The organism is Methylobacterium sp. Gmos1, from assembly GCF_053764715.1.
Window position 1 is genome coordinate 104,351 of sequence record NZ_JBSNCC010000006.1, and the last position, 25,474, is coordinate 129,824.

Genomic DNA, 25,474 nt, shown 5'->3' on the forward strand with positions numbered 1-25,474 from the left:
TCCGCGGGGGCGCCGGCTCGGCGCGGGCTTGATACTTGGTAGGACTATTTTACCACGATTAACGCTTCGTCTCTCTCCGCACGAAACCGGAAGATTTCGCGTCGGATCGTGCGCCGCCGGAGCGCCATTCGGCTGGTCCCGCCGGCGCGTTCCACTGTAACGGGGCAAGAGACGACAAGCTCCGCCGCATCGGCCTGCATGGCTAATGGATCGTGATCGGTCGCTCGTCGGCCGGACGGCGGTCCGGAGGCGGGAAAGGTTTCTCGATGTGCTGTCCCTGCGTCACGGCGAGGCGCGTCACGCGCCAGGCTCCCGGCGCCGCCGCAGCACGTCGAGCCGGTAGGCGGGCGTGCGGACCTGCTGGTCGACCGCGAGGGTCTGGCGACACTCGCGGATGAACAGGTCGGCGGCCTCGTCGCCGGTCAGGGGGTAGTGCGTCTCGCCGGTCCAGTGCACCAGGACGACGTCGCCGCGCGGATGCAGGCTCCCGCGCACCCGGGCGGCGAGGCGGGCGACGTCGCCGGCATCGAGGTAATAGACCACCTCCGAGAGCAGGATCAGGTCGAAGGTGCCGTCCGGCCACTCGCCGGGCACCTGGGCCCGGATCAGGCGCACGCCCGGCCGGTCGCGGCAGCGGGCGCGGGCCTGGTCCAGGGCGGCCTCGGCGACGTCGAGGGCGGTGAGGGCGTCGCAGCGCGGGGCGAGCGCCGCCGTCAGCACCCCGATCGAGCAGCCGACCTCGAGGGCTGCGGCGTAACGCGGCCGCGGCAGCGCCGCGAGGGTGGCGGCGTACTTGTCGCGCTCGTAGGGGCTGCTCTCGAAGTTCCACGGGTCGGGATCGGCGGCGTAGCGCTCGTCGAAGTAGCCGGGCGGCAGCGAGGTCGTGTGGCGGGTCATCGCACCGTCCTCATGGCGTCACGTCGAGGAAGATCTCGTGCTCCCGCGCGAAGCGGGCGAGCATCGCGGGCTCCAGGCGGAAGCCCTGGGGATCGTCGGCGATCAGGTCGGTGGTCTGCGAGCGGTGGGCGGCGATGGCCGCGGCCTTGGCGCGCCGATGACGGGAGATCGCCAGGCGGGCGCCCCGGGGCTCCGCCCCGACCTCGGTCTCCGGCGCCAGCGTCCAGCCCCAGACCGGGTAGGCGTAGAGGCGGACATCCCCGAGGAGGGCGTGCGCGCGGCGAGCCAGCGCCGCGCTCGCCGCGTGGTCGCAATGCGGGTCGTGCTCCCAGGTCACGAACAGCGCGCCCGCCGCGCAGGCCCGGGCCGCGGCGGCGATATCTTGGACCGCCGCCTCGGCCTCGGGGCCCGCGCTCGGCACGAACCGGTCGGGCAGGCGCAGGAAGGTCACGTGATCGGGCGCCAGCCCCAGGCACTTCGCCGCCGCCAGGGTCTCGGATTCGCGCAAAAGCCGCAGGCGCTCGGGCGGGTGGCTCGGCGAGGCCGGATGCGAGCCGACCCCGTCGCTCACCACGACGAGCCGGACCGGAATGTCGTGGGCGCAGGCCTCGGCGACGAGCCCGCCGCAGCCGAGGCTCTCGTCGTCGGGATGGGGCGCCACCACCACGATCCCGCCCGCGGGCACGAGGTCGCGCAAGGCGCGCACCGGCAGCGCCTCGGCGGCGGCGAGGAAGGCGTCGGCCCGCATCAGTGCGGCTCCCAGAGCGCGGCGACCGGTCCGTCGGCGGCGAGGATCGTGGCGGCGGCGCTCGTGAGCGCCCGGTCGGGGGCGGGCTGGCGCAGGTAGGTCGCGAGATCGCGCGACAGCCGCTCCAGGGGATGCCCGCGCAGGAAACCCTGGAGGCCGACCGAGCGCTGGGCGAGGCCCAGCACCTCCAGCCCCGCCCGCTCGACCGCGAGCCGGGTGAGATCGACGAAGGCGACGACCCGCTCGACGGCCAGGGCCTCCTCCGCCGCGAGGGCGGCCGCGCGGAACACGAAGAGCCGGGCGCCCTCGAGGGCGATCGCCCCCTCGCCGAGGCGGGCGAGCTGGTGGGGGTCGTCGCCGCGACCGGTCCGGGCGAGGTGGCCGCGCCAGGCCTCGAACACCGCCTCGATGCCGCCCAGCTGCACCGCCGCGAAGCGCCAGGCGCCGCCGGAGAAGTGCGGCTGGCGGTGGTAGTCGTCCGGCCCGCCGAGGAACGCCCCCGGGGCGAGGCCGGTGAGGTCGACGGTACCGGTCGCCGAGGCGCGCATCCCGTGCGCGCGCCAGGCCGCGAGGTCGGTCCGGGTCTCGGGCTCGAGGGCGGCGACGAGCATCAGCGGGCGGGGATCGCCGGGCCGGCGCGCCGTCACCAGGGCGCGGGTGACGCGGCCGGCACCCGAGGCGAAGGTCTTGACGCCCGACAGCCGCCCGTCCGCCCCGAGGGTCAGGCCACCCACCGGCGGCTCGGTGTTCCACACCCCGAACAGGTGGCCGGCGCGGGCATCCCCGAACAGGGCGCGCCGTTCCGCCGGCGCGGCGTAGCGGGCAACGAGCTGGAGCGCGTTGACGTGGCCCTCGTAGAGCCGGCCGAGCGCCAGGCTGCCGAGGCCGATCAGGCGCAGCACCTCGGCGAGGTCGGCCGCGCCCGGCTCCTGCCCGAGGCCGGCGCCGCCCTCCCCCGCCGGCACCGGGGCGGCGAGGAGACCGGCCAGGGCGAGGTCGTCCACGTCCTCGGCCGGGAAGCCGTCGTCGCGATCCTGCGCGTCCGCCCGCGCGGCGGCGAGCGCCGCGATCCGGCGGGCGGCGGCGACGCAGTCGCGGGTCGGGCCGGCGAACGACCAGGGGTCGTGCCGGGGGTCATGCCGGGGGTCACGCATTGCCGGCCTCCTCCGACGCCCGGCCGAGGGCGGGCCGGGATGGCGGCGCCCCGGCGCGGCCGGCCTTGAGCGCGCCGAGCCACCGCCATCCCTGCCCGCCCCGCCGCAGCCCGGCGAGAACGAGGCGGGCGGCGAGGATGTGGCGGGGCAGCGCGCGCGGGCGCAGCGGGCGGGGGCTGAGGAGCGGGCTCGTCCCCTCGACCGCCGCGAGGACCGCCCCGAGGGTGGGGAGCCCGGCGATCCGCCGCGCCTCGTCGTGCGGAACGCGCAGCCAGGGCGCCCAGAGGCCGGTCCGGGCGAGGCGCCCGGCCCCGTGCAGGCGCCGCAGCCGGCGCCCCCAGGCGTAGCGGAACAGGGCGCGGGCGAGGGGTTCGAGGCGCGGGTCGCACGGGGTCTCGGGCGCGGCGCAGCGCTCCCGCATCGTGTCGGCGCAGCCGCCGGGCGCCCGGCCGTCGAGCCGGCCCGAGGTGACGACGACGAGGCCGGGGGCGTGGCGCACCCGGGCACCCGCCCGCAGCAGCGCCGCCACGAAGGCCCGGTCCTCGCCGAGCGGCAGGGCCGGCATGCCGCCGGCGGCGCGGTAGGCGCAGAGGCGGACCGCGAGGCTCGCCCCGGAGCGGGTCGCGTGCCGCGGCCAGGGATCGTGCGCGACCGGATCGATGACCGATTCGAGGGCGACGAGCAGCGCCTCGTAGGTGCCCTCGCGCCGGCCGCGGGCGTGGAGCGCGTCGGGCAGGCGCGCGGCCTCGACCGCGTCGAGGGCCACCGTGCCGGCGACCGCGTCGGCGCCCTGCGCCAGGGCTGCGAGGTTGCGCGCGACCCAGTCCGGCGGCACCCGGCTGTCGGCGTCGGTGGTCAGGATCACGCCGTCCGGCGCCGCCTCCTCCAGCCAGCCGGCGGCGGCCTCCATCGCCTCGCGCCGGGCCCAGCCGGCCTGGGCGCCGGCGAAGTCGCGCGCGATCACCCGCACCGGCACCGGCAGGGCCGGGACCAGCGCCGCCACCGCCTCCGCGGTGCCGTCGGTGCAGTTGTTGAGGAAGAGGACGATGCCGAGGCCGTCCGCCCCGATCCCCTCCTGCGCCGCCAGCGCGCGGAGGCAGGCGCCGATCCGGTCGACCTCGTTGCGGACCGGCACGGCGACGACGCAGCGCGGCGCGGGCGAAATGTCGGGATCCGAGCCCCGGGTCCCGCCACGGTCGTCTGGATAGGTCACGCGCGGCGTCTCCGGCGGGGTAAGCTCCCCGTCGGGCATTCACATATGTCATACTCCACCCCAGTCTCTGGGGTGCGACCAAATCGACCGCTTCCGCCTGGGGCCGCGGCCCGCGGGGCGCGATCGTTTCACGAGGCTCCGACTGGGGAATCGCCTCGTTCCGGGACGCCCCGGGATGTCTGCCGTCACGCTCGCAGTTACAAACCTCCGCCGGGGCCCCCGGTGCGGAGCCGCCGGCTCTCGGCTATCGTGGCCGCATGACCGGACGCGCCGATTCCCGCTCCCGCCGCCGCCTCGCGGCCTGCCTCGTCCTCGGGCTTGGCGCCCTCGCGCCGGATTCCGGCAGGGCGCAGGGCCTCGTCGGCTTCGGCTTCCTCCCCGTCTTCGCTTGGCCCGAAAACACCTGGCCGAAAGGCCTGGAAGCGGGGCCCAGCATCGACGGCCGCTGGTCCGGCTCCTACGCCCGGATGTCGACCGGGTTCGAGGCGGTGTCGTCGCGGCGCTTCGGCAGCTATGCCGGGCCGACGATCGGCTTCGAGGGCGGTCGGCTGTGGCAGGAGGGCCGGTTCGTCTACGGCATCTCCGGCGGGTTCGACTATCTCGCGGCGACCTCCGGCGGCCTGACGCCGGGCTTCGGGGCCCTGAGCTACACCCGCGACTTCGCCGGCTCGGTGCAGGTTAAGGTCGGCGCGCTGCTGACCCCGGAGGTGCTGCTCTATGCCCGCGGCGGCGCGGCGGCCGTGCACGGCACGATCCGGGCCGGGGCGACGCCGGTCTCGGGGCCGTTCTCGCGCGACGACATCGCGGTCCTGCCGAACGCGCATGTCGGGGTCGAGTGGGCGATCACCGACCGCCTGTCGGTCGCCGTCGAGGCCGGCGTGGTCGGCGGCGGGCTGCGCTGAAGCCGGGACGACCATGACGGCGCCCGGGTCACCGGACGCTCCTACGCCGCAGCGAGCCCCCGCCCGGAGCGCGCCCGCATCACTGCGAGCCCGGTCAGGCTCACCACCAGGATCGCCGCGGCGTAGAGGTCGGCGGTCGCCGCGTAGCCGAGGGTGCGGGCGAGGACGCCGGCGCCGACCGCCGGCAGGCTGAAGGCGAGGTAGCTCTGGACGTAGAAGGCGGCCAGCAGCCCCGCGCGCTCGTCGGGCTCGGCGAGCGGCATGACCGTGCCGAGGCAGCCGAGGAAGCTGGTGCCGAAGCCGCAGCCGGTGACCAGGGTCGCGGCGATCAGCACCGGCACGCTCGCCGCATGGATGCCGGCGACGACCCCGACGACGCCGAGCGCGGTGGCGAGCACCCCGAAGGTCAGGTTCTCCCGCACCGGCGCGGTGCGGCGCAGGAGCACCGTGAGCGCGCCGGCCACCATCAGGGCGGTGACGACGGCCCCGCCGGTGAGCGGCGCCCGGCTGCCGGTGGCCGACGCGACCACCGAGGGCACGAGCGAGAGGTAGAAGCCGCCGAGCGTCCAGTTGGCGAGGTTGATCGGCGTCACCAGGGCGAGCGGCCGCCGGATCCGGGGCGGCACGGCCATGCGGGGCTTGAGCGAGGCGAGCGCCCCCGGCCGCGTCGCGGCGCTCTCGGGAATGAGCCGGACCGCCAGCGCCAGACCGGCGAAGGTGCAGAGCAGGAGGCCGTAGACGAGGTGCAGCGGCAGCGGCGCATACTGGATCAGCGCGCTGGTACCCAGCGCCCCCACGCCCATGCCGGCGAGCGGCGCCACCGCGTTGACGATCGGCCCGCGGGCGCGGTCGACGTCGACCAGGGCGGCGCCGAGCGAGGCGGCGGCGATGCCGGTGGCGAGCCCCTGCACGATCCGGGCGACGACGAGCCAGCCCGGCCCGTGGCCCACCAGCAGAAAGAGCCCCATCGCCGCGGCCTCAAGCCATAGCGCCCCGGCGATCACCGGCCGGCGCCCGAGATGGTCGGAGAGCGAGCCGGCGACGAGGAGCGCCTTGAGCAGGGCCACCGCGTAGACCGCGAAGACCAGGGTGACGAAGACCGGCGAGAGCGCCATCGTCTCCTGGTAGATCCGGTAGAGCGGCGTCGGCGCCGCCGCGGCGGCGAAGAACGCGCCGAGCGTCACGGCGTGGACGACGAGCGGGTCGACCCGCCGGGCTCCTTGACCTCTGCGCATGGTTGTGCCCCTAAAGCAAATCCGTTGCGTTAAGGATCTAGCGCCGCGGCGCACTAAAAGCAAATTCTTTGCGTTTGTGGGAGCGGTGGCGATGGCGGAGAGGGAGGCGGGGCCGCGTCCGGGCGGGCGCAGCGCGCGGGTCCAGGCCTCGGTCCACCGCGCCGCGCGGGACCTCCTCGCCCGGATGGACCGGGCCACGGTGACGATCCCGTTGATCGCCGCGGAGGCCGGCGTCACGCCCTCGACGATCTACCGGCGCTGGGGCGAGCTGAACGAGCTCCTGGCCGACGTCGCGGTCGAGCGGCTGCGGCCGGACATGGTCCCGGTCGAGACCGGCAGCGGGCGGGGCGACCTCCTCGCCTGGGCCGAGCAATACGCCGAGGAGATGTCCTCGGAGATCGGCCGCGAGCTGATCCGCGACGTGCTCGCCGCCGAGGGCGGATCCGGCCCCCAGCGCTGCTGCGGCTACGCCCGCCAGCAGATCGCCGTCATCGCCGAGCGCGCCGCGGCGCGCGGCGAAGTTTTTCCGCACATCGACACGATCCTCGACCGGGTCATCGCGCCGATCATCTTCCGCATCCTGTTCGACGAGGCGCTGGCGACGGAGCGGGTGGGGGGATTGGTGGAGAATGCGTTCTCCGGCGCGTGATCCGGCTCCACGCGATCTGTTCGAACAAAGATAAGGCGCGCCTCCCCTCTCCAGGCGATGCCGGGCTTGCCCGGTATCGCTGCAAGGTGTGGGAGAGGGGATCCCGCGCTTTACTTGATGAGGTCAGATCAGACGGACGCCGCGTCGCCCCCATCCCCCCGCCGCGGCCACATCCGCCCCATCACCTCGTCGCGGCGGATCCAGGCGTGCCAGGCGACCGCGAGCAGGTGCAGGGCGAGCACGACGCCGAGGCCCCAGCCGATCCAGTAATGCGCGCCGTAGCCCGCCTCCGAGAGCGCCTTGTCGACCGGAACGAGGCGCGGGAAGGAGAACACGCCGAACCACGGCAGGCCGTAGCCGCCCGCCGCCGAGTAGACGTAGCCGCTGACCGGCAGCAGCAGCATCAGGGTGTAGAGGCTGAGGTGGGCGAGGCTCGCGGCGAGATGCGCGGTGCGGGTGGGCGGTGCGCGGTAGGCCGGCTCGCCGGCGACGAGGCGGTAGACGAAGCGCAGCGGCAGGAGCAGCAGCACCGTCAGGCCGAGCGACTTGTGGATGTCGAGGAGTTCGCGCCGCGGCGAGGTGCCGGGCACCTGCCAGGCGGCGTAGATCCCGATCCCGAGCGCCGCCACGATCAGCGCCGCCATCAGCCAGTGGAAGCCGCGCTGGACGCGGTCGTAGTGGAAACCCTGGCCGGACCGGGACATCGGAGACGCTTCCTTCACGCGACGATACGCCCGAGCTTTCGCCCGGGATTGGGACGCGAGCGCGGCAGCTTCGTTTCCGAACCGTCGCGGGGCGCGGTTGCACCAGGACCCGCTTGGCGACATATCCTGGGGACATATCAGGAACACATGCGGCTGCCGGCGCGCGGCCCCGACCCGGAGATCCGCCGCCGATGGCCAAGACCCACCAGACCTTCGCCTGCCAGTCCTGCGGCGCGGTCTACAACCGCTGGCGCGGGCGTTGCGAGGCCTGCAACGGCTGGAACACGATCGTCGAGGAGACCGGCGCGGCAAGCCCGGTCTCCGGCCCGGTGGCGACCCGGCCGAGCCGGGCGCGGGGCCGGATCTTCCCGCTCGAGGGTCTGACCGGCGAGGTCAAGGAGGCGCCGCGCACCTCGTCGGGCATCGCCGAGCTCGACCGGGTGACGGGCGGCGGCTTCGTGCGCGGCTCGGTGATCCTGCTCGGGGGCGATCCCGGCATCGGCAAGTCGACGCTGCTGATGCAGGCCTCCGCCGCCCTGGCGAAAAGGGGCGAGCGCGTCGCCTACATCTCGGGCGAGGAGGCGGTCGGCCAGGTGCGCCTGCGGGCCGAGCGGCTGGGGCTGGCGAGCGCCCCGGTCGAACTCGCGGCAGAGACCAACGTCGAGGACATCATCGCCACCTTGAGCCAGGGCAAGCCGCCGGCGCTGGCGATCATCGACTCGATCCAGACGATGTGGACCGAGACGGTGGAATCGGCCCCCGGCACGGTGACGCAGGTGCGCGGCTCGGCCCAGAGCCTGATCCGCTTCGCCAAGACGTCGGGCACCGCCGTGATCCTCGTCGGCCACGTCACCAAGGACGGGCAGATCGCCGGTCCCCGCGTGGTCGAGCACATGGTCGACGCGGTCGCCTCGTTCGAGGGCGACCAGGGCCACCATTTCCGCATCCTGCGGGCGGTGAAGAACCGCTTCGGCCCCACCGACGAGATCGGGGTGTTCGAGATGACCGACGGGGGATTGGCGGAAGTGCCGAACCCCTCGGCCCTGTTCCTCGCCGGGCGCGACCTCGCGGCGCCGGGCACCGCGGTCTTTGCCGGGATGGAGGGCACGCGGCCCCTCCTCGTCGAGATCCAGGCCCTCGTCGCGCCTTCCGCGCTCGGCATGCCGCGCCGCGCCGTGGTCGGCTGGGACCCGAACCGCCTCTCGATGGTGCTCGCGGTGCTCGAGGCCCATGGCGGCATCCGGCTCGGCGGCCACGACGTCTACCTCAACGTCGCCGGGGGGCTTCGCATCAGCGAGCCCGCCGCCGACCTCGCGGTGGCGGCGGCGCTGGTCTCCTCGCTCTCGGGCGCCGCACTGCCGTCCGATGCGGTGTATTTCGGCGAGGTCGGCCTGTCGGGGGCGGTCCGCCCGGTGGCGCAGGCGCCGGCGCGGCTCAAGGAGGCGCAGAAGCTCGGCTTCGCCAAGGCCTTGATGCCGCAAGGGCGCGAGGGTGCGGGCCGCGACGGGTCGGGGACGGGGTTTCCGGCGGAATCCCTGCGCCACATCGCCGATCTCGTGGCGGGGGTGGCAGCGAGCGGCAAGCCGGTGCGCGGCGGGCGGCGCCAGCCGCAGCGAATGCCGGCCTACGACGACGAGGAGATGTGAGGGACGCGGGCAGGGTGACGGATCGGATCCGGCAGCGTATACAACCCCGGCGGTGCAGGGCAGCCGCGACCCGAGGCAACGCTCTCAGCCCCCGAACCGTTCCTGCCGATGCCGTTCTCCGTTCTCGATCTCGTCGTGCTGGGTGTCGTCGTCATCTCCGCTCTGCTCGCGGCGGTGCGGGGCTTCACCCGGGAAGTGCTGGCGATCGTGGCCTGGGTCGCGGCGGCCGGCCTCGCCTGGTACCTGCACCCGCTGCTGCTGCCGACCGTCAAGCAGCACGTCTCCAGCGACACCGTCTCGCTTGTGGTCTCGATCGCCGCGATCTTCCTCGTCACCCTGCTGGTGGTCTCGGTGATCACCGTGAAGATCTCGGACCTGATCCTCGATTCGCGCATCGGCGCGGTCGACCGCAGCCTCGGCCTCGCCTTCGGGGCGGCCCGCGGCTTCCTGATCTGCGTCATCGGCTGGGTGTTCCTGGCCTGGCTCGTGCAGGGCAAGGTGCCGGACTGGGCCCAGCAGGCCCGCAGCCGCGAGATCCTAGAGAATAGCGGCCAGAAGCTCGTGGCGATGCTGCCGGACAACCCGGAAGGGCTGCTCAAGCAGTTCCGCAAGCCCAAGCCCGAGGTCGATCCCGGCACCGACGCGCCCGCCGAGGCGGACACCCCGCCCCAGCGCCGCACCGACGCGAGCCCGCGCCGCTGACGGGACGACACCGATCGTTCACCGGACCGATGCAAGGACGCCCGACCGGCGTCCCTTGCATGTGAGATACGCCGCGCAACACACGTTTGACGACTTGGTTCCGCCCGCCGCAGCGATTACATAGCCGGCGCGGGGCGAAATTTCAGGCCGGAGAGGCCTGGAACCTGCTTCGTTCAGGCGATCAGGCCCGCGCACGGACGTTCCGGCGCGCGGGGTCGGCGAGGCGAGGCCGTGCGGTGACCGGCCACCAGGGGCTTCTCATCATGTCAGCACGCAGCGAAACCTTCCGGGGTGCCCCCGGGGCGAGCGAGGCGTTCGGCGGCGATCTCGACCTCGACGGCGACACCCTGCGCGAGGAGTGCGGCGTCTTCGGCATCTACGGCCATCCTGACGCCGCGGCGATCGTGGCGCTCGGCCTGCACGCCCTCCAGCATCGCGGCCAGGAGGCGGCCGGCATCGTCTCGTTCGACGGCCGGGTGTTCCACTCCGAGCGCCGTCTGGGCCTCGTCGGCGATTCGTTCTCCGACCTCGCCACGATCGAGCGCCTGAAGGGCCAGGCCGCGATCGGCCACGTGCGCTACTCGACCACCGGCGAGACCATCCTGCGCAACGTGCAGCCGCTCTTCGCCGAGCTCGAGACCGGCGGCCTCTCGGTCGCCCATAACGGCAACCTCACGAACGGCCTCCTGCTGCGCCGCCAGCTCGTGCGCGACGGTGCGATCTGCCAGTCGACCTCCGACACCGAGGCGATCCTTCACCTCGTCGCCCGCTCGCGCCACGTGCGCATCGTCGACCGGGTGATGGACGCGCTGCGCCAGATCGAGGGCGCCTACGCCCTCGTGATGATGACGAACAAGAAGCTGATCGGTGCCCGCGATCCCCTCGGCATCCGCCCGCTGGTGCTGGGCGAGCTCGACGGCCGCTACATCCTGGCCTCCGAGACCTGTGCGCTCGACATCATCGGCGCCCGCTTCGTGCGCGACGTCGAGAACGGCGAGATGGTGGTGATCTCGGAGGACGGCATCGAGTCGATCCGCTTCGCCCGGGCGCAGCCGCTCCGCCCCTGCATCTTCGAGTACATCTACTTCGCCCGCCCCGATTCGGTCGTGAACGGCAAGAACGTCTATTCGGTGCGCAAGAACATCGGCGTCGAGCTGGCAAAGGAATCGCCGGCCGAGGCCGACATCGTCATCCCGGTGCCGGATTCCGGCGTGCCGGCGGCGCTCGGCTACGCCCAGCAGACCGGGCTGCCCTACGAGCTCGGGATCATCCGCAACCACTATGTCGGCCGCACCTTCATCCAGCCGACCCAGTCGGTGCGCGAGCTCGGCGTGCGGATGAAGCACTCGGCCAACCGCGCCGCGGTCGCGGGCAAGCGCATCGTGCTCGTCGACGACAGCCTGGTGCGCGGTACCACCTCGGTGAAGATCGTCCGGATGATGCGCGAGGCCGGCGCGAGCGAGGTGCATTTCCGCATCGCCTCGCCGCCGATCACCCATCCCGACTTCTACGGCATCGACACGCCGGAGAAGGAGAAGCTGCTCGCCGCGACCCACGACCTGGAGAGCATGCGCCAGTACATCGGCGCCGACTCCCTCGCCTTCCTGTCGATCCCGGGGCTCTACCGGGCGATGGGCGAGGAGGGCCGCGACGACGCCTGCCCGCAATACACCGACCACTGCTTCACCGGCGACTATCCGACGCCGCTCACCGACCTCGCGGTCGCCTCGCCGCGCCGGATGGCGATCCTCGCCGAGGCCGACTGACCCCGAAAGCAGACCGACCCCGAGATCGACGGCCCGATGTCCGACACGCCCCTCCCCCACAAGCCCCTCGCCGACCGCATCGCCGTCGTCACCGGAGCCTCGCGCGGCATCGGCCGCGCGGCGGCCCTGGCGCTGACTGCTGCCGGCGCCCACGTGATCGCGGTGGCCCGCACGCAAGGAGCCCTCGAGGACCTCGACGACGCGGTGCGGGCGGCGGGCGGCTCGGCCACCCTCGTCCCCCTCGACCTGTGCGACTACGACGCCATCGATCGCCTGGGTGCCGCCATCCACGAGCGCTGGGGCCGGCTCGACGTGCTCGTCGGCAATGCCGGCGTGCTCGGCAAGCTGATGCCGCTCGGCCACGTCGATCCGAAGGTCTGGTCGAGCGTGATGGACGTCAACGTCACGGCGAACTGGCGCCTGATCCGTTCCCTCGATCCGCTGCTGCGCCGCTCCGATGCGGGGCGGGCGGTGTTCGTCACCTCGGGCGCGGCCTCGTCGTGCCGGGCCTATTGGGGGGCCTACGCGGTGTCGAAGGCGGCCCTGGAGGCGCTGGTGCGCACCTACGCCGCCGAGACCGCCTCGACGCCGGTGCGCGCGATGCTGCTCAATCCCGGGCCGCTGCGCACCGCGATGCGCAAGGCCGCGATGCCGGGCGAGGATCCGGAGACCCTGCGCACGCCGGAGGACTTGGCGCCGCACATCGTGCGCCTGGCGAGCCCGGACTCGACCGACAGCGGCACGATCTTCGACTTCCCGACCGGCCGCGTCCTGACGCCGCAGAAGCCGGCCTGAGCGGAGGCCTGTGGGCCCGTGTCTCCGCGGATGCCCGACCTCGCCGAGCGTCATCGGGACGCCGTCCCCCGCCGGCGTGCGGTGTGGCAACCGATCGTTGGCATTGCAAAATATAGGTTTTCCATCCTAGTCTCTCGATGCACGCCCGCTTTGAGCGCTAAGCGCTCAAAGCGGCGGCGAACTTTGGTCCGTGACCGAAAAAGCACCTTTCGGCCCCTACGGAAGGGCAGTTTAAGTTCGCATTAGGACCCCTGGGCGCAAAAACGACGCAGGGGAACTTCATCACACCGGATCCTGCCGGGGTCCGGGCGCAGACGGGATGGCCAACCGTGACTGCAAACACCGACGTCATGTACCGGCTGCTCGTCCAGGGCGTGACTGACTACGCGATCTTCATGCTCGATCCGGACGGGATCGTGGTGAACTGGAACGCCGGGGCCGAGCGGGCCAAGCAATTCACCGGCGACGAGATGATCGGCCGGCACTTCGCCTGCCTGTACCAGCCGGAGGACCGGGCGGCTGGTCTTCCCGAGGCCGGCCTGCGCCAGGCGCGCGAGACCGGGCGGTTCGAGGCCGAGGGCTGGCGGGTCCGCCGCGACGGCACCTCGTTCTGGGCCGATGTCGTCATCGACGCGATCCACGACGAGACCGGCGCCCTCGTCGGCTTTGCCAAGATCACCCGCGACCGCACCGACCGGCACCGCCTGCTCCAGGAGCACCGCGAGGAGGCGCGCCGGTTCCGCCTGTTCGTCCAGGGCGTGACGGATTACGCGATCTACATGCTCGACCCCGACGGGTGCGTGGTCAACTGGAACGCCGGGGCCGAGCGGATCAAGCAGTACAGCGCCGGCGAGATCGTGGGCCGGCATTTCTCGTGCTTCTACGGGCCGGAGGACCGGGCGTCGGGTCTTCCCGAGGCCGGCCTGCGCCAGGCGCGCGAGACCGGGCGGTTCGAGGCCGAGGGCTGGCGGGTCCGCCGCGACGGCACCTCGTTCTGGGCCGATGTCGTCATCGACGCCATCCGCGACGAGGACGGCAGGCTGATCGGATTCGCCAAGGTCACCCGCGACCGCACCGACCGGCGGGCGCAGCAGCTGCAGCTCCTGGAGGCCAAGGAGATCGCCGAGCGCCACCGCGACGGGCTGGCGGCGACCTCGTCCTTCCTCGACAGCGTCATCGCCACCATGCCCGCGAGCGTCGTCGTGCAGGACGCCGCGACGGGGCTGATCCGGCTCGCCAACCGGCAGGCGGAGATGCTGCTCTGCGGGTGCACCGGGGAACTCGTCGGCCGGCCGGCCGAGATGGTGCTGCCGACGGCCGTCGCGGCGCTCCTGAAGACCGCCCTCGCGGCGGCCGGCCGGTCGGCTGCGGAGGCCGGCGACCTCGCCGCCATCACCCACGAGATGCCGGTCCCGACCGCCTGGGGCTCGCGCATGCTCCGGATGCGCGCCCTGGCGATCGGCGGGCATGGCGAGCAGCCGCTCCACGGCTTGCTCATCGCCGAGGACGTCAGCGAGGAGCACGCCGCGAGCGTGCGGATCCACCATCTCGCCCATTACGACGGGCTGACCGGCCTGCCCAACCGCGAACTCTTACGCCAGCGGCTCGGCGAGGCCCTGGCTGCCGCAGGGTCGGACTCCGCCGAGGCGGGAACCGGCACGGCGGTGTTGTGCATCGACCTCGACGACTTCAAGCGCATCAACGACACCCTCGGCCATCCGGTCGGTGACCAGATGCTGCGGGCGCTCGTCGGGCGCCTGCGCGAGGCCCTGCGCCCGGGCGACTGCCTGGCGCGCCTCAACGGCGACAAGTTCGTCGTCGTCGCCCCGCTGCTGGCGGGCGAGGCGGAGGCCGAGGCCCTCGCCCATCGGGTGATCGAGGCGGGACGCGAGCCGATCGAGATCGAGGGCCAGCGGATCGAGACCGGCCTCAGCGTCGGCATCGCCCTCGCTCCCGCCGACGCGGACAGCGGCGACGGGCTCCTGCGCTGCGGCGACCTCGCGCTCTACGAGGCGAAGCGCCGGGGCCGCGGCCGGTTCCTGCGCTACCACGACGCCCTCGCGACCTCGGCCCGCTACCGCCGCCTGATCGAGGCCGACCTGCGCGGGGCGATCGCCCGGCGCGAGCTGCGCCTGCACTACCAGCCGATCGTGCGGGCCGAGGACGGCGAGACGGTCGGGTACGAGGCGCTGCTGCGCTGGCAGCACCCGGTCCGCGGCGCGATCTCGCCCCTCGACTTCGTGCCGATCGCCGAGGAGACCGGGCTGATCCACGAGATCGGCGCCTTCGTGCTGCACGAGGCCTGCCGCGAGGCGAGCCGCTGGGCGAGCGGGCGCAGCGTCGCCGTCAACCTGTCGCCGGCGCAGTTCCGTAGCCCGGCGCTCGCCGCCCATGTCGCCTCGGCCCTCGCCGCCTCCGGCCTGCCCGCCGGCCGGCTCGAGCTCGAGATCACCGAATCGGTGCTGCTCGACGCCTCGACCAACAACCTCGCGCTCCTGGAGCAGATGAAGCAGCTCGGCGCCCGGATCGCGCTCGACGATTTCGGCACCGGCTACTCGTCCCTGAGCTACCTGTGCGCGTTCCGGTTCGACAAGATCAAGATCGACCGCTCGTTCGTGCGCGAGATCTGCGACAGCCGCGAGGCCCTGGCGGTGGTGCGGGCGATCACCGGGCTCAGCCGCAGCCTGCGCATCGCGACCACCGCGGAGGGAGTCGAGACCCCCGAGCAGGCCGATTGCCTGCGCCGGGAGGGCTGCACCCAGCTCCAGGGCTACCTCTACGGCAAGCCGATGCCGGCGGCCGCGCTGCCGGAGGACCGGGGCGCGGGCCGGGCGGCGCGGGCGGAGACGGGTCCGGAGGCCGTGCTGCTGGGCTCGTGAGCCCCCGCCCTTCGGCCGGCTGGGCCCGGCCCGGCAGGCAGGCTATCACGCGGCCGCGGCCATGCGAGGCACGCGGGCGGAGGATCGCCGATGATCGACGTGCGGGCGATGTGCGCCATCGGGCAGCGGGGCCAGCTCGGCCTCAACGGGCGGCTGCCCTGGGAGGGCAACGCCGACCCCCTCTACGTCGAGGACGTGACGCGCTTCTTTGCCGTGACGCAGGGCCACGTGCTGATCGCGGGCCCGAAGACCATCGAGGCGGTGCCGGACTTCGCCTACCGGGACCGGACGATCGCCGTCATCCGCTCGCACGAGGACCCGCGCATGGTGCTGGCGCGCTATCCCGGCCGGCGCGTCTATGTCGGCGGCGGCATCGCGGTCTGGAACGTCTACGCGCCCTTCATCCAGCAATGGGACATCACCCGCCTGCCCTATGACGGCGAGGCCGACCGCTGGTTCGATCCGGCCTGGCTGGTGGGGCGCGGGCGGGGTTGAGGGCGGCCGGGCATCCGGCGATGCGATGCCCGCCAGCCCCGAGCGATCACGGCACGAAGGCGGCGACGTCCCCGCGGCTGCGCAGGCGCGCCGTCTCGCCCTTGAACGCGCGGCAGAGCCGTTCGTGGCCGGCGAACGACGACGAGGTGGTCCGGGTCCAGTAGCCTTGCGCCCAGGCCAGCAGGTCGTCCTGGTCGCCCGCGGTCATGCCGCGCCGCAGGCCGCGCGCGAGCAGGCCGGCCCGGCACGCCTCCCACGGAAGGTCGAGCCAGATCAGCCGCGTCGCCCGCGGCAGGGCGACCTCGGCGAGCCAGCCGTAGACGCCCTCGACGATCCACGCGTCGGTCGCCGCGATTCCGGCGACGCGGGCTCTCGCGTCGGCCTCGTCGCGCTTGGCGCCGTCGGGATGCCAGTGGACGAGGTCGAGGTCGTGGACCGGCCGGTGCAGGATCCGGCCCAGGCGCGTGGCCAGCGTGCTCTTGCCCGAGCCGCTATTGCCGACGATGACCCAGCGGACGGCGAGAGGAGGAGACATCCCCCTCTTTCTCGCATCGCCGCGGCCCGGTTTCCACCGGCGACGGCCCCAGGCGGGCGATCCTCAGCGCGCTGCGACCGCCGCGGCGAAGTCGCGGTAGGCCCGCAGCGGACGGCCGAGCATCGCGGTCAGGCGCTCGCGGTCGCCCGCCTCCGGGATCATCCCGTCGGTCTGGAAGCGCTCGCTCATCAGGCGCATGTCGAAGGCCATCCAGGGCGGCATGAAGGCCCGCAAGGACTGCTCGAACGCGGCCGCGTCGTCGCCCGCATAGGCGATCGGGCGCCCGAGCACCGCCGACCAGATGCCCGCGACCTCCGGCCCGGTCAGCGTGTCGGGCCCGACGACGTTGAGGCGCAGGAGCGGTCCGGCTTCCTGCTCGCGCCGGATCAGCTCCAGGGCCGCGACCTCGCCGATGTCACCGGCTTCGACCATCGCCAGCCCCGTATGGCCGAGGGGCATCGGGTAGACGCCGTGTTGCAGCACCACGTCGGCGACCGTGCGGTCGTTGTCGATGAAGTAGGCCGGGCGCAGGATGGTGGCCTCGAACCCCATCGCCTCGATCATCCGCTCGACGCCGGACTTGCCGGCGAAGTGCGGCACGTTCACGTAGAGGTCGGCGTGGATCACCGACAGGTAGACCACCCGCCTGATCCCCGCCTCGCGGGCGAGGTTGAGGGCGACGAGCGCCTGGGTGAATTCGTCGGGCACCACCGCGTTGAGCAGGAACAGGGTTGAGACGCCCGACAGCGCGGCCCGCATCGCGTCGACGTCGAGGAAATCGCCCTTGGCGAGGGCGACGCCCGCCGGCAGGTCGGCCTTGGCGGGATCGCGGACGAGGGCGCGGATGTCGGCGCCGCGCTGCGCGAGATGCCGCACCACGTGGCGGCCGATCGTGCCGGTGGCGCCGGTGACCAGGATCGTCATGGGATTGCTCCGGGTTCGTCGTTGAACACACGGGCAAGATGAGCGACCCAAGATCGGACCGATAGGCGCCCGATCTGGACGCAGCGTCTCGTGGATGGAACGGATGGACCTGCTCGCCCTCGCCGATTTCGTCGTCGTCGCCCGCCACGGCGGGTTCGGGCGCGCCGCCCGGGCGACCGGCCGGCCGAAGGCGACGCTGTCCCGGCGGGTCGCCGAGCTGGAGGCGAGCCTGGGCTTGCGCCTGTTCGAGCGCGGCGCGCGGGTCCTGAGCCTGACCGAGGAGGGTCGCGCGCTCCACGCGCGGGCCGGCGCCCTGCTGACCGAGCTCGACGAGACCGCGGCGGCGATCGCCGCGGGCGGTGGCCGGGTGCGGGGAAGGCTGCGGATCAGCGCGCCGCTGCTGTTCTCGCAGGTCGCCATGGGCAAGGTCGCGGCCGGCTTCGCGCTCAAGTACCCGGAGGTCCGCGTCGCGGTGACGGCCGAGGACCGCGCCGTCGACATGGTCGAGGAGGGCTACGACCTAGTGATCCGGGTCGACCCGGACCCGGACGAGGCCCTGGTCGGGCGCGCCTTCCTGCGCGACCGGATGGTGGTGGTGGCCGGCCCCGGCCTCGCGCGCCCGGCCGACGGGGACGCCGCCCCGGCGGTGGTGCGGGCGATGGAGGAGCGCGCGGTCTGGACCCTGGCCGACGGGTCGAGCCTCGCGGTCGCGCCGGTGCTGTCCCTGTCGTCGCTCGTGATGATCCGCGACGCGGTCCGCACCGGCCTCGGCGCCGCGCGCCTGCCGATCTCCCTCGTCGCGCACGACCTCGCCGCCGGCCGGCTGGCCCACTGGGGCGACGTGGCGGGATCGGACATCGCCCTGTGGGCGCTCTACCCGTCGCGGCGGCTCCTCAGCGCCCGGGTCTCCGCCTTCCTGGACCACCTGCGCGAGACGTTCCCGAGCGGCGCGCCGGAGGAGCTGGCGGCCTACGTCGCGGGGTGAGACGCCCTCGCGCCGCCTGCTGCGGCTGGTCGAAATCGGGTCGGCTTGACCTGCGGAGGGCTGCTGAGGGTGGAAGGTGGGCCAGCGACTGACGCTGCGAAACAAGCCTGCCCCTCGGTGCGTTTCGCCATCATCAATCCCAGTCCGGAGACGATGATGAACCGGTCCCTTGCTCTTGCCCTGGTCGCCAGCCTTGCTTTCAGCGGCGCTGCCCTTGCGAAGGACCAGCCCGGCGCGGACTGGATAACGAAGGCGGACCTGAAGAAGCACATGGAGAGCGAGGGTTACAGCGCCATCGTGGTCGGTGCCGACGACGGCCATTGGGAAGGCGAGGCCGTCAAGGATGGCCGCAGATGCATCACAGCCGATGCGGCTTGTCAGGCTTTGGACGCAGTGCGCGAGCCGTAGCAGCAGAGAGGAAGCCGGAGCGCGTCATCAGCGCTCACCGTCAGGACCGCGTAGAACCTGCGCTCGCCCTCATCGGACGAGCCAGCGATCCTGCTGACCACTCGCACAAGGTGCGCGGCGCGCTTGCTCTTGGCCGTCGGTCCGGATGTGAGGTGGCAGGGCCGCGTTGGAAAAGACCCTACCTACAAGAACGAGGAGCCTCCTCCCATGCTGGGCAATGGCGAGATGATCTTGCGGCTCTCGCTCGCGGCCGTGCTCGGCAGCGCGGTCGGGTTCGAGCGCGAGCGGTTGCTCTGGGCCGCGGGCATCCGCACGCACATGCTCGTGTGCGTCGGTGCCTGCCTTATCATGCTGGTGTCGGCCTTCGGGTTCAACGACGTGCTCGGCCAGAAAGGCGTCGTGCTCGATCCTTCGCGCGTCGCCGCGCAGGTGGTGTCCGGCATCGGCTTCATCGGCGCGGGGACCATCCTGTTGCGCGGCGAGGTGGTGAAGGGCCTCACCACGGCCGCGAGCCTCTGGGCGATCGGCGGGATCGGATTGGCGATCGGCGGCGGCCTCTACGTCGCCGGCGTCGCCACGACCGTCATCGTGCTCGTCATCCTCGCGGGCGTGAAGCCGCTTGAGGAACGATACCGTGATCGGCTCCAGATCCTGCCCATCACCCTCACAGCACGACGCGGCACGCTGTCGATCGATGCGCTGCAAGAGGTTGCCGGTCCCCGCTCTTCGCGGGTTCGCCAGTTCATCGTGCGGCAGAGCGATGACGACCCGGAGATGGACGAGGTCAGCATCTCGTTCGTGCGATTGTCGCGCACCTCGGTCAACGAGATCGCCGATCGTCTACGGAAGCATCCCGGCGTCGTGAAAGTCGAGCCCGTCAAGCCGTAGGGCAGCGTAGGCCGAGATCGCCACCCCACCCCGGCATCGGCGGCGACGAACGCCGGTCGGCCTGAAGCCGGGATCCCGGGTCACCGGCCCGCAGGGAGTTGCCCCCGAGAGGGATTGACCCGCCAACGGACATCTTGTACCGATCGGTACAAGATGGTTCCTGAAGGTGATCCGATGTCCCGACCCCCGCTGCCCCCGTTCACCAGAGAATCCGCGATCGAGAAGGTGCGCCTCGCAGAAGACGGCTGGAACACGCGCGATGCTGCCAAGGTCGCGCTGGCGTACACGCTCGACACGCGCTGGCGGAACCGGGTCGAGTTCGCGACCAATCGTGACGAAGCCCAAGCCTTCCTCACTCGCAAGTGGAACAAGGAACTTGATTACAGGCTGATCAAGGAACTGTGGGCGTTCACCGGCAACCGGATCGCGGTACGCTATGCCTACGAATATCGCGACGACAGCGGGCACTGGTTCCGCGCCTACGGCAATGAGAACTGGGAATTTGCCGAGGATGGACTGATGAAGCACCGCCACGCCAGCATCAACGAGATGCCGATCACCGAGGCGGAGCGCAAATTCCGTTGGCCCCTTGGCCGCCGACCCGACGATCATCCCTCGCTCAGCGACCTCGGCCTTTGAGCGTGAAGCGCGTCCTGACCGAGCGTGCCGATGCAGTGTCGGCCCTGGCGGAAGTATTCCGCGAGCATGGGTTCGAGGGTGCGAGCCTGTCGCTGCTGTCGAAGGCGACCGGCCTCGGCAAGGGCAGCCTCTACAACTTCTTCCCTGGCGGGAAGGAGGAGATGATGGAGGCGGTTCTTGCCGACATCGACTCCTGGTTTGCGACGACGATCTTCGCGCCGCTGGAGCAGGCACATGATCCGGCGGCGGCGGTCACGTCCATGATCGAGGATGTAACGGCATACTTCCGGTCCGGCAGAAGGGTATGCCTCGTCGGCTGTCTCGGCCTCAACTCCTCCGGAGCGGCTTTCGCGGTCCGGACAAGGAGCTATTTCGCGCGCTGGATATCGGCACTGGCTCATTGCCTCGAAACCGCGGGAGTTCCCGCCTCGCTGGCCGAGCGGATTGCGGAAGAGGCGGTGTCGGGGATACAGGGCGCGATCGTGCTGGCGCGAGCCCTGGGAGACGAAGCTGCTTTCCTCAGGGTCGTCCATCGCCAGCATGCTACCTTGCTCGACGCGGTCGCCAGGACGCCACCCCAGTCCGCTTGACCGTGCGATGGGTCGCTGAAGGTCGAAAGCAGCCCCTCACGCCGCCTTCACGGCCGCGAGGAAGCCGCCGACCTCGCGGGTCAGCCCGTCGGAATGGCGCGCGAGGGCAAGCGCCGCGTCGAGGACCTGGCCGGCGGTGCGGCCGGTCGCGCCGGCCTCACGGCCGAGCTCGCCCAGGGTCGCGGTGACGTGGCCGGTGCCCTCGGCGGCCTCGCCGACGCTGCGGGCGATCTCGCGGGTCGCCGCGCCCTGCTCCTCCATCGCGGCGGCGACCGAGGCGGCGGAGGCGGACATCTCGCCGATCACCCGGCCGATGCGCTGGATGTCGGCGACCGCCGCGCGGGTCGCGGCCTGGATCGCCTCGACCTGGCCGGTGATCTCGTCCGTCGCCCGGGTGGTCTGGCCGGCGAGCGCCTTGACCTCGGCGGCGACCACCGCGAAGCCCTTGCCGGCGGCTCCGGCCCGTGCCGCCTCGATGGTGGCGTTGAGGGCCAGAAGGTTCGTCTGCGCGGCGATGTCGGCGATGACCGCGACCACACGGTCGATGCGCCCGGCGGCGCCCGCCAGCTCGCCCACCGTGGCGTCGGTGCGGCGCGCATCCTCGACCGCCTGGCCGGCCATGCGCGAGGTCTGGGCGACCTGCTGGACGATCTCCTGGATCGATGCCGTCATCTGCTCGCTCGCCGCCGCGACGGCGTGGACGTGGCCGGAGGTCCGCTGCGCCACGCCGGCCGCCGCGTCGGTGCGCCCGGCCCCGGCCTCGGCGCCTGCCGCCATCGCCCGGGCGGCGGCCTCCATGGTGCCGGCGGCCCCGGCGAGGTCGCGCGAGAGGTGGTCGACCGCGGCCTCGAAATCCCGCGCCAGGCCGTCGACCAGGGCGGCGCGCCGGGCGGCGGCCTCGGTCCGCTCGCCCTCCCGCTCGGTCAGGCGGCGCATCTCGGCGGCGGAATCCTTGAAGACCTGCAACGCCCGGGCGAGCGCCCCGATCTCGTCGCGCCGCCCGGTGCCCTCGACCGCGATTCCGAGGTCGCCCGCCGCGAGCCCGTTCATCGCCCGCGCCATCCGGGCGAGCGGCCGGGCGATGCCGACGAGGGCGATGACGGCGAGGACCGAGAAGGCGAGGAGGAGGCCGAGGCCGGCGACGAGGGTCAGGCGGGTCTTCGTCGCCGCCGCGGCGACCTGCGCGGCGTCGCGGGCGGCGGCGAGGTCCGCGAGCGTCGCCTTGACCCGCTCGTCGATCGCCGCGGCCGCCTTGGCGCGCCGTCCGACGTCCTCCTCGCTCGACAGCGCGAAGGCGACGTCGGTCATGCCCTGCTGGGCGTTGGTCACCACCTTGTTCGAGAAGGCGAGGTAGTCGGCGACCCGGGCGCGCAAGGCCTCGTCCTGCGCGCGCTCCTCCGCGCTCCCGGCCAGGGCGACGAGCCGCTCGGCCTCGGCGCCCGCGATCTCCTCTGCCGACCGGTGCTGCTTGGCCAGCGACTGGCGCACCTCGTCGCTGCCCTCGATGATGACGCTGCGCTGGGCGATCGCCGCCTCGGCCACGGCGTTCTCCACCCGCAGGGCCGCCACGGCCCGGTTGGTGCGCACGTCGACGATCTCGCCCATCGTCCGGCCCATGGCGTCGAGGCCGTTGCGCGCGAGGCCGACCAGGCCGAGCGCGACGAGGAGGACGAGGCCGGCCGGCAGCGCCAGCTTGGCGACGAGCGGCAGGTCGTTGAAGGCGCGCATCCCGGATTCTCGCATTCAGGGCGGCCCCGACCGCGCTCGATCGCGTCGCGCCGCAGGCTGTCGACGGTCGCAAGGCTATGCGCCGGCCGGTTAAAGGACCATTGTGATATTAAATCAAGATTCGCCGCCTCCATCTGTGTCTAGTAGTGAAAGCTCGTCGATGAGCTGCCTTTTCGCCACGCACGTGCAGGATACTTCTACTTCCGCAAAGTCCAAGAGAGCAGCGGAATGCGTGTGCGATGGGCAAGCCGTGCGGCTTTGGCCGGCTGCGGCGGTGGCCGCGGGCGGCGGGGCCGCCTCGCGGGCGATCACGGCCGACCGCCCGTCCGGGCGCCTTGCATTATAGCGCCTGCCGGCGGGTCACCGACGGGACGCCGATCCGGCTCTTCAAGACAAACCGGTTCGCCAAGACGGCGCGAACGCGGTAAATCCGTCGCCGGCCAGTCAAACGGGGGCTGTCAGTCGATGAGCGAATCCACCGACCGGTTCAAGCGCGCGCCCAAGCGCAAGGCCGCGCAGGCGCGCACCCTCACGGTCTCGGCCGAAGCCAAGGCGGCCTACGAGAAGATGATCCGCGAGAAGGAGGAGCGCGAGGCCTACGCCCGCAACCTCCCCGCCGACCAGAAGCTGCGCTGACCGCCGCCGCTCGCTGCTCGCCCGGATTTTACTCGCCCAGATCCTACTCGCCCTTGTCGAACGGGTTCTTCGAGGTCCGGAGCGACAGGCGGATCGGCACGCCCGGCAGGTCGAAGGCCTCGCGCAGGCTGTTGACGAGGTAGCGGGTGTAGGATTTCGGCAGCGCGTCGAGCTGGTTGCCGAACAGGGCGAAGTGCGGCGGGCGCGACTTCACCTGCGTCGCGTAGCGGATCTTGATCCGCCGGCCGGACACCGCCGGCGGCGGGTTGGCCTGCGTCGCCTCGCTCAGCCAGCCGTTGATCTTCGCGGTCGAGACGCGGCGGTTCCACACCTCGGCGGTCGAGACGACGGCGTGCATCAGCCGGTCGATGCCCTCGCCGGCGAGGCCCGAGAGCGGCACCACCGCCGCGCCGCGCACCTGCGGCAGCAGGCGGGCCGCCTTCTCCTTGAGGTCCTTGAGCAGCCCCGGCTGGTCGGCGACGAGGTCCCACTTGTTGAGGCCGATGACGAGGGCCCGCCCCTCCGACTCGACGAGGTCGACGATGGTGAGGTCCTGCTTCTCGAACGGGATCGTGGCGTCGAGCAGCACGACCACGATCTCGGCGAAGCGCACGGCGCGCAACCCGTCCGAGACCGCGAGCTTCTCGAGCTTGTCGTCGATCCGGGCGCGGCGGCGCATCCCGGCGGTGTCGTGCAGCTTGATCCGCCGGCCGCGCCACTCCCAGTCGAGGGAGATCGAGTCGCGGGTGATGCCGGCCTCGGGGCCGACGAGCAGCCGGTCCTCGCCGAGCATCCGGTTGATCAGCGTCGACTTGCCGGCATTCGGCCGGCCGACGATCGCGACCTTGAGCGGCTTGCCCTCGGCGCCGTCCTCGTCGTCGTCGTCGGATTCCGGCAGCACCGCCTCGAGGGCGTCGAGCAGGTCGCCCATGCCCTCGCCGTGCTCGGCCGAGAGCGGGACGGGGTCGCCGAGGCCCAGCGCGAAGGCCTCGTAGGCGCCGGCCATGCCGGCCCCGCCCTCGGCCTTGTTGGCGAGCAGGATGACGGGCTTGTCGGCCCGGCGGACCAGCTCGGCGAAGGGCTGGTCGGCCGGCAGCAGGCCGGCGCGGGCGTCGATCACGAACAGGACCGCGTCGGCCTCGGCGATGGCGGCCTCGGTCTGGGCGCGCATGCGGCCGGCGAGCGAATCGGCCTCGGCCTCCTCGAGGCCTGCGGTGTCGAGGATGCGGAAGCGCAGGTGGCCGAGGCGCACCTCGCCCTCGCGCCGGTCGCGGGTCACGCCCGGGCGGTCGTCGACGAGCGCGAGCTTCCTGCCGACGAGGCGGTTGAACAGCGTCGACTTGCCGACGTTGGGACGCCCGACGATCGCGACGATGGGCATCGACATGGAGGTCTTCCTGAAAATAGCAGCGGGCGGGCACGCCGCGAGGCGCGCCGCCCTCTTCGATAGGATGCGGGACGAAAGCGCCCCGCGCTACGGGGTTTCTAGCGCGTCGCGGGGGCGGGAGCCTCGGGAGCCGGGGCTTCCTCCTGGGCGCCGTGGTCCTGCGCGTCGTGGTCGTGCGCCTCGGGCGCGGGCAGGGGCGTCCTGAGGAGGGAGGGCGGCGGCGGCGCGGCCGGAGCCGGAGGCGCGGCCTCGGTCACCTGCACCGGCCCGCCGGCGACCAGGCCGACATAGATCTCGAGCCGCTGGCGCAGGCCCGCGGGGGTCTCGCGGTCGGCGGCGATCTGGTCGAACCAGCGGCCGGCGCCCTCGAAGTCGCCCTTCTTGAGCGCCACGAGGCCGAGCGTCTCGCGGGCGGTGTGGCGGAAGGCACCCGACGGGGCGGCGAGGCTCTGCAGGCTGTTGAGCGCGCCGGCATCGTCCTTGTCGACGAGGAGGAGCGCCCCGCGCAGGCGGGCGAGGTCGCGCAGGGACTGGCCGATCGCGGTGTCGTCGGCGATCGCCGCGTAGGCCTTGGCCCCGGCCGCCGGATCGGCCTTGCCGGCCTCCGCCGCGGCGCGCAGGCGCGCCAGCAGGCGGTAGCCGAACGGCGCGTCGGCGGCGACGCCCGCGAAGGCCTTCTCGGCATCCTCCGGCGTCCCGCCCTTGGCGCGGCGCAGCGCCTCCTCGAAGCGCAGGCTCGCCGCCTCCGATTGCTGGGCCTGCGCGTGCTGCCAGTAGCGCCAGCCGCCGACACCCAGCACCACCAGCACCGCGAGACCGATGAACACGCCGCTGTAGCGCGACCAGATCTGGGCCAGGCGGTCGCGCCGGTACTCGTCGTTGACCTCGCGGATGAACTCGTTCTCGCTCATGATCTCTTTGGCTCGCCGCCTGGCTCTTCGCCGCGACCGTGCGACAGGGCCGGTCGCG

Annotated in this window: 25 protein-coding genes; 14 read left to right on the forward strand and 11 right to left on the reverse strand. The window is 72.7% G+C overall.

Annotation, left to right across the window (positions count from 1 at the left end; genetic code table 11):
* Positions 1 to 297: 297 nt before the first annotated feature.
* From ACS5PV_RS14260 to ACS5PV_RS14275, 4 genes are read right to left on the reverse strand one after another with little or no spacing between them, the layout of a single operon-like run.
* Positions 298 to 897: a class I SAM-dependent DNA methyltransferase gene (locus ACS5PV_RS14260; protein WP_455395983.1), complete on the reverse strand. Its 600-nt coding sequence runs from the start codon at positions 895 to 897 to the stop codon at positions 298 to 300.
* Positions 898 to 907: 10 nt separating this feature from the next.
* A complete protein-coding gene (locus ACS5PV_RS14265; RefSeq protein WP_455395984.1) occupies positions 908 to 1,645 on the reverse strand; it encodes a PIG-L deacetylase family protein in 738 nt (245 codons plus the stop codon).
* Entirely contained in the window at positions 1,645 to 2,799 is a 1,155-nt protein-coding gene (locus tag ACS5PV_RS14270) for an acyl-CoA dehydrogenase family protein (protein ID WP_455395985.1), read from the reverse strand. Before ACS5PV_RS14270 ends, ACS5PV_RS14265 begins: the two co-directional genes overlap by 1 nt.
* Positions 2,792 to 4,012: a glycosyltransferase gene (locus ACS5PV_RS14275; protein WP_455395986.1), complete on the reverse strand. Its 1,221-nt coding sequence runs from the start codon at positions 4,010 to 4,012 to the stop codon at positions 2,792 to 2,794. Before ACS5PV_RS14275 ends, ACS5PV_RS14270 begins: the two co-directional genes overlap by 8 nt.
* A gap of 257 nt (positions 4,013 to 4,269) precedes the next feature.
* Between ACS5PV_RS14275 and ACS5PV_RS14280 the strand changes: the two genes are divergently transcribed.
* On the forward strand, positions 4,270 to 4,914 hold the full coding sequence (locus ACS5PV_RS14280; RefSeq protein WP_455395987.1) for an outer membrane protein: 645 nt from the start codon (positions 4,270 to 4,272) through the stop codon (positions 4,912 to 4,914).
* A gap of 41 nt (positions 4,915 to 4,955) precedes the next feature.
* On the opposite strand, the gene ACS5PV_RS14285 is transcribed toward ACS5PV_RS14280, so the two are convergent.
* Entirely contained in the window at positions 4,956 to 6,149 is a 1,194-nt protein-coding gene (locus ACS5PV_RS14285; protein WP_455395988.1) for an MFS transporter, read from the reverse strand.
* A 91-nt stretch (positions 6,150 to 6,240) separates the two neighbouring features.
* On the opposite strand from ACS5PV_RS14285, the gene ACS5PV_RS14290 reads away from it, so the two are divergent.
* Positions 6,241 to 6,798, forward strand: a complete 558-nt coding sequence (locus ACS5PV_RS14290) for a TetR/AcrR family transcriptional regulator C-terminal ligand-binding domain-containing protein (protein ID WP_455395989.1) — start codon at positions 6,241 to 6,243, stop codon at positions 6,796 to 6,798.
* 128 nt (positions 6,799 to 6,926) lie between these two features.
* Here ACS5PV_RS14290 and ACS5PV_RS14295 read toward each other — a convergent pair whose 3' ends face one another.
* Positions 6,927 to 7,502, reverse strand: coding sequence for a cytochrome b (locus tag ACS5PV_RS14295; RefSeq protein ID WP_455395990.1), 576 nt, complete (start codon positions 7,500 to 7,502; stop codon positions 6,927 to 6,929).
* Positions 7,503 to 7,693: 191 nt separating this feature from the next.
* Between ACS5PV_RS14295 and radA the strand changes: the two genes are divergently transcribed.
* The 6 genes from radA to ACS5PV_RS14325 all read left to right on the forward strand — a co-directional run bounded on the left by radA (position 7,694) and on the right by ACS5PV_RS14325 (position 15,785).
* Positions 7,694 to 9,148: a DNA repair protein RadA gene (gene radA, locus ACS5PV_RS14300; RefSeq protein WP_455395991.1), complete on the forward strand. Its 1,455-nt coding sequence runs from the start codon at positions 7,694 to 7,696 to the stop codon at positions 9,146 to 9,148.
* A gap of 108 nt (positions 9,149 to 9,256) precedes the next feature.
* Complete coding sequence (locus tag ACS5PV_RS14305; protein ID WP_455395992.1) at positions 9,257 to 9,850, forward strand: CvpA family protein; 594 nt, start codon at positions 9,257 to 9,259, stop codon at positions 9,848 to 9,850.
* Between the two features lie 263 nt (positions 9,851 to 10,113).
* The gene (gene purF, locus ACS5PV_RS14310; RefSeq protein WP_455395993.1) at positions 10,114 to 11,616 is read left to right on the forward strand and encodes an amidophosphoribosyltransferase; all 1,503 of its coding nucleotides are present in this window, start codon (positions 10,114 to 10,116) and stop codon (positions 11,614 to 11,616) included.
* A gap of 36 nt (positions 11,617 to 11,652) precedes the next feature.
* A complete protein-coding gene (locus ACS5PV_RS14315; protein WP_455395994.1) occupies positions 11,653 to 12,411 on the forward strand; it encodes an SDR family NAD(P)-dependent oxidoreductase in 759 nt (252 codons plus the stop codon).
* A 329-nt stretch (positions 12,412 to 12,740) separates the two neighbouring features.
* Positions 12,741 to 15,290, forward strand: a complete 2,550-nt coding sequence (locus ACS5PV_RS14320) for a sensor domain-containing protein (protein ID WP_455395995.1) — start codon at positions 12,741 to 12,743, stop codon at positions 15,288 to 15,290.
* Between the two features lie 90 nt (positions 15,291 to 15,380).
* Positions 15,381 to 15,785 carry a diacylglycerol kinase gene (locus tag ACS5PV_RS14325; RefSeq protein WP_455395996.1) on the forward strand — a complete coding sequence of 135 codons (405 nt, stop codon included), beginning with the start codon at positions 15,381 to 15,383 and terminating at the stop codon, positions 15,783 to 15,785.
* Between the two features lie 46 nt (positions 15,786 to 15,831).
* Here ACS5PV_RS14325 and ACS5PV_RS14330 read toward each other — a convergent pair whose 3' ends face one another.
* Both ACS5PV_RS14330 and ACS5PV_RS14335 read right to left on the reverse strand, forming a co-directional pair.
* On the reverse strand, positions 15,832 to 16,320 hold the full coding sequence (locus ACS5PV_RS14330; protein WP_455395997.1) for an AAA family ATPase: 489 nt from the start codon (positions 16,318 to 16,320) through the stop codon (positions 15,832 to 15,834).
* 63 nt (positions 16,321 to 16,383) lie between these two features.
* The gene (locus ACS5PV_RS14335) at positions 16,384 to 17,244 is read right to left on the reverse strand and encodes an NmrA/HSCARG family protein (protein WP_455395998.1); all 861 of its coding nucleotides are present in this window, start codon (positions 17,242 to 17,244) and stop codon (positions 16,384 to 16,386) included.
* Positions 17,245 to 17,347: 103 nt separating this feature from the next.
* Between ACS5PV_RS14335 and ACS5PV_RS14340 the strand changes: the two genes are divergently transcribed.
* From ACS5PV_RS14340 to ACS5PV_RS14360, 5 genes are all read left to right on the forward strand, one after another.
* Positions 17,348 to 18,229: a LysR family transcriptional regulator gene (locus tag ACS5PV_RS14340; protein WP_455395999.1), complete on the forward strand. Its 882-nt coding sequence runs from the start codon at positions 17,348 to 17,350 to the stop codon at positions 18,227 to 18,229.
* Positions 18,230 to 18,346: 117 nt separating this feature from the next.
* The gene (locus ACS5PV_RS14345; RefSeq protein WP_455396000.1) at positions 18,347 to 18,637 is read left to right on the forward strand and encodes a PepSY domain-containing protein; all 291 of its coding nucleotides are present in this window, start codon (positions 18,347 to 18,349) and stop codon (positions 18,635 to 18,637) included.
* Between the two features lie 207 nt (positions 18,638 to 18,844).
* Positions 18,845 to 19,525, forward strand: coding sequence for an MgtC/SapB family protein (locus ACS5PV_RS14350; protein WP_455396001.1), 681 nt, complete (start codon positions 18,845 to 18,847; stop codon positions 19,523 to 19,525).
* 174 nt (positions 19,526 to 19,699) lie between these two features.
* Entirely contained in the window at positions 19,700 to 20,164 is a 465-nt protein-coding gene (locus ACS5PV_RS14355) for a nuclear transport factor 2 family protein (RefSeq protein ID WP_455396002.1), read from the forward strand.
* Between the two features lie 2 nt (positions 20,165 to 20,166).
* Positions 20,167 to 20,754, forward strand: a complete 588-nt coding sequence (locus ACS5PV_RS14360; RefSeq protein ID WP_455396003.1) for a TetR/AcrR family transcriptional regulator — start codon at positions 20,167 to 20,169, stop codon at positions 20,752 to 20,754.
* A gap of 36 nt (positions 20,755 to 20,790) precedes the next feature.
* Here the strand turns inward: ACS5PV_RS14360 and ACS5PV_RS14365 are convergent, their stop codons facing one another.
* Positions 20,791 to 22,482: a methyl-accepting chemotaxis protein gene (locus ACS5PV_RS14365; protein ID WP_455396004.1), complete on the reverse strand. Its 1,692-nt coding sequence runs from the start codon at positions 22,480 to 22,482 to the stop codon at positions 20,791 to 20,793.
* Between the two features lie 465 nt (positions 22,483 to 22,947).
* On the opposite strand from ACS5PV_RS14365, the gene ACS5PV_RS14370 reads away from it, so the two are divergent.
* Positions 22,948 to 23,118: a hypothetical protein gene (locus tag ACS5PV_RS14370; RefSeq protein ID WP_455396005.1), complete on the forward strand. Its 171-nt coding sequence runs from the start codon at positions 22,948 to 22,950 to the stop codon at positions 23,116 to 23,118.
* 43 nt (positions 23,119 to 23,161) lie between these two features.
* Here ACS5PV_RS14370 and der read toward each other — a convergent pair whose 3' ends face one another.
* The gene (der, locus tag ACS5PV_RS14375) at positions 23,162 to 24,505 is read right to left on the reverse strand and encodes a ribosome biogenesis GTPase Der (protein ID WP_455396006.1); all 1,344 of its coding nucleotides are present in this window, start codon (positions 24,503 to 24,505) and stop codon (positions 23,162 to 23,164) included.
* 98 nt (positions 24,506 to 24,603) lie between these two features.
* Entirely contained in the window at positions 24,604 to 25,419 is an 816-nt protein-coding gene (locus ACS5PV_RS14380; protein WP_455396218.1) for a tetratricopeptide repeat protein, read from the reverse strand.
* Positions 25,420 to 25,474 lie beyond the last annotated feature (55 nt).

Coding starts and splice junctions, on each gene's coding strand:
- ACS5PV_RS14260 (WP_455395983.1), bottom strand. CDS start 897: ATGACCCGCCACACGACCTCGCTGCCGCCCGGCTACTTCGACGAGCGC.
- ACS5PV_RS14265 (WP_455395984.1), bottom strand. CDS start 1,645: ATGCGGGCCGACGCCTTCCTCGCCGCCGCCGAGGCGCTGCCGGTGCGC.
- ACS5PV_RS14270 (WP_455395985.1), bottom strand. CDS start 2,799: ATGCGTGACCCCCGGCATGACCCCCGGCACGACCCCTGGTCGTTCGCC.
- ACS5PV_RS14280 (WP_455395987.1), top strand. CDS start 4,270: ATGACCGGACGCGCCGATTCCCGCTCCCGCCGCCGCCTCGCGGCCTGC.
- ACS5PV_RS14285 (WP_455395988.1), bottom strand. CDS start 6,149: ATGCGCAGAGGTCAAGGAGCCCGGCGGGTCGACCCGCTCGTCGTCCAC.
- ACS5PV_RS14290 (WP_455395989.1), top strand. CDS start 6,241: ATGGCGGAGAGGGAGGCGGGGCCGCGTCCGGGCGGGCGCAGCGCGCGG.
- ACS5PV_RS14295 (WP_455395990.1), bottom strand. CDS start 7,502: ATGTCCCGGTCCGGCCAGGGTTTCCACTACGACCGCGTCCAGCGCGGC.
- radA (WP_455395991.1), top strand. CDS start 7,694: ATGGCCAAGACCCACCAGACCTTCGCCTGCCAGTCCTGCGGCGCGGTC.
- ACS5PV_RS14305 (WP_455395992.1), top strand. CDS start 9,257: ATGCCGTTCTCCGTTCTCGATCTCGTCGTGCTGGGTGTCGTCGTCATC.
- purF (WP_455395993.1), top strand. CDS start 10,114: ATGTCAGCACGCAGCGAAACCTTCCGGGGTGCCCCCGGGGCGAGCGAG.
- ACS5PV_RS14315 (WP_455395994.1), top strand. CDS start 11,653: ATGTCCGACACGCCCCTCCCCCACAAGCCCCTCGCCGACCGCATCGCC.
- ACS5PV_RS14325 (WP_455395996.1), top strand. CDS start 15,381: ATGATCGACGTGCGGGCGATGTGCGCCATCGGGCAGCGGGGCCAGCTC.
- ACS5PV_RS14330 (WP_455395997.1), bottom strand. CDS start 16,320: ATGTCTCCTCCTCTCGCCGTCCGCTGGGTCATCGTCGGCAATAGCGGC.
- ACS5PV_RS14335 (WP_455395998.1), bottom strand. CDS start 17,244: ATGACGATCCTGGTCACCGGCGCCACCGGCACGATCGGCCGCCACGTG.
- ACS5PV_RS14340 (WP_455395999.1), top strand. CDS start 17,348: ATGGACCTGCTCGCCCTCGCCGATTTCGTCGTCGTCGCCCGCCACGGC.
- ACS5PV_RS14350 (WP_455396001.1), top strand. CDS start 18,845: ATGCTGGGCAATGGCGAGATGATCTTGCGGCTCTCGCTCGCGGCCGTG.
- ACS5PV_RS14355 (WP_455396002.1), top strand. CDS start 19,700: ATGTCCCGACCCCCGCTGCCCCCGTTCACCAGAGAATCCGCGATCGAG.
- ACS5PV_RS14365 (WP_455396004.1), bottom strand. CDS start 22,482: ATGCGCGCCTTCAACGACCTGCCGCTCGTCGCCAAGCTGGCGCTGCCG.
- ACS5PV_RS14370 (WP_455396005.1), top strand. CDS start 22,948: ATGAGCGAATCCACCGACCGGTTCAAGCGCGCGCCCAAGCGCAAGGCC.
- der (WP_455396006.1), bottom strand. CDS start 24,505: ATGTCGATGCCCATCGTCGCGATCGTCGGGCGTCCCAACGTCGGCAAG.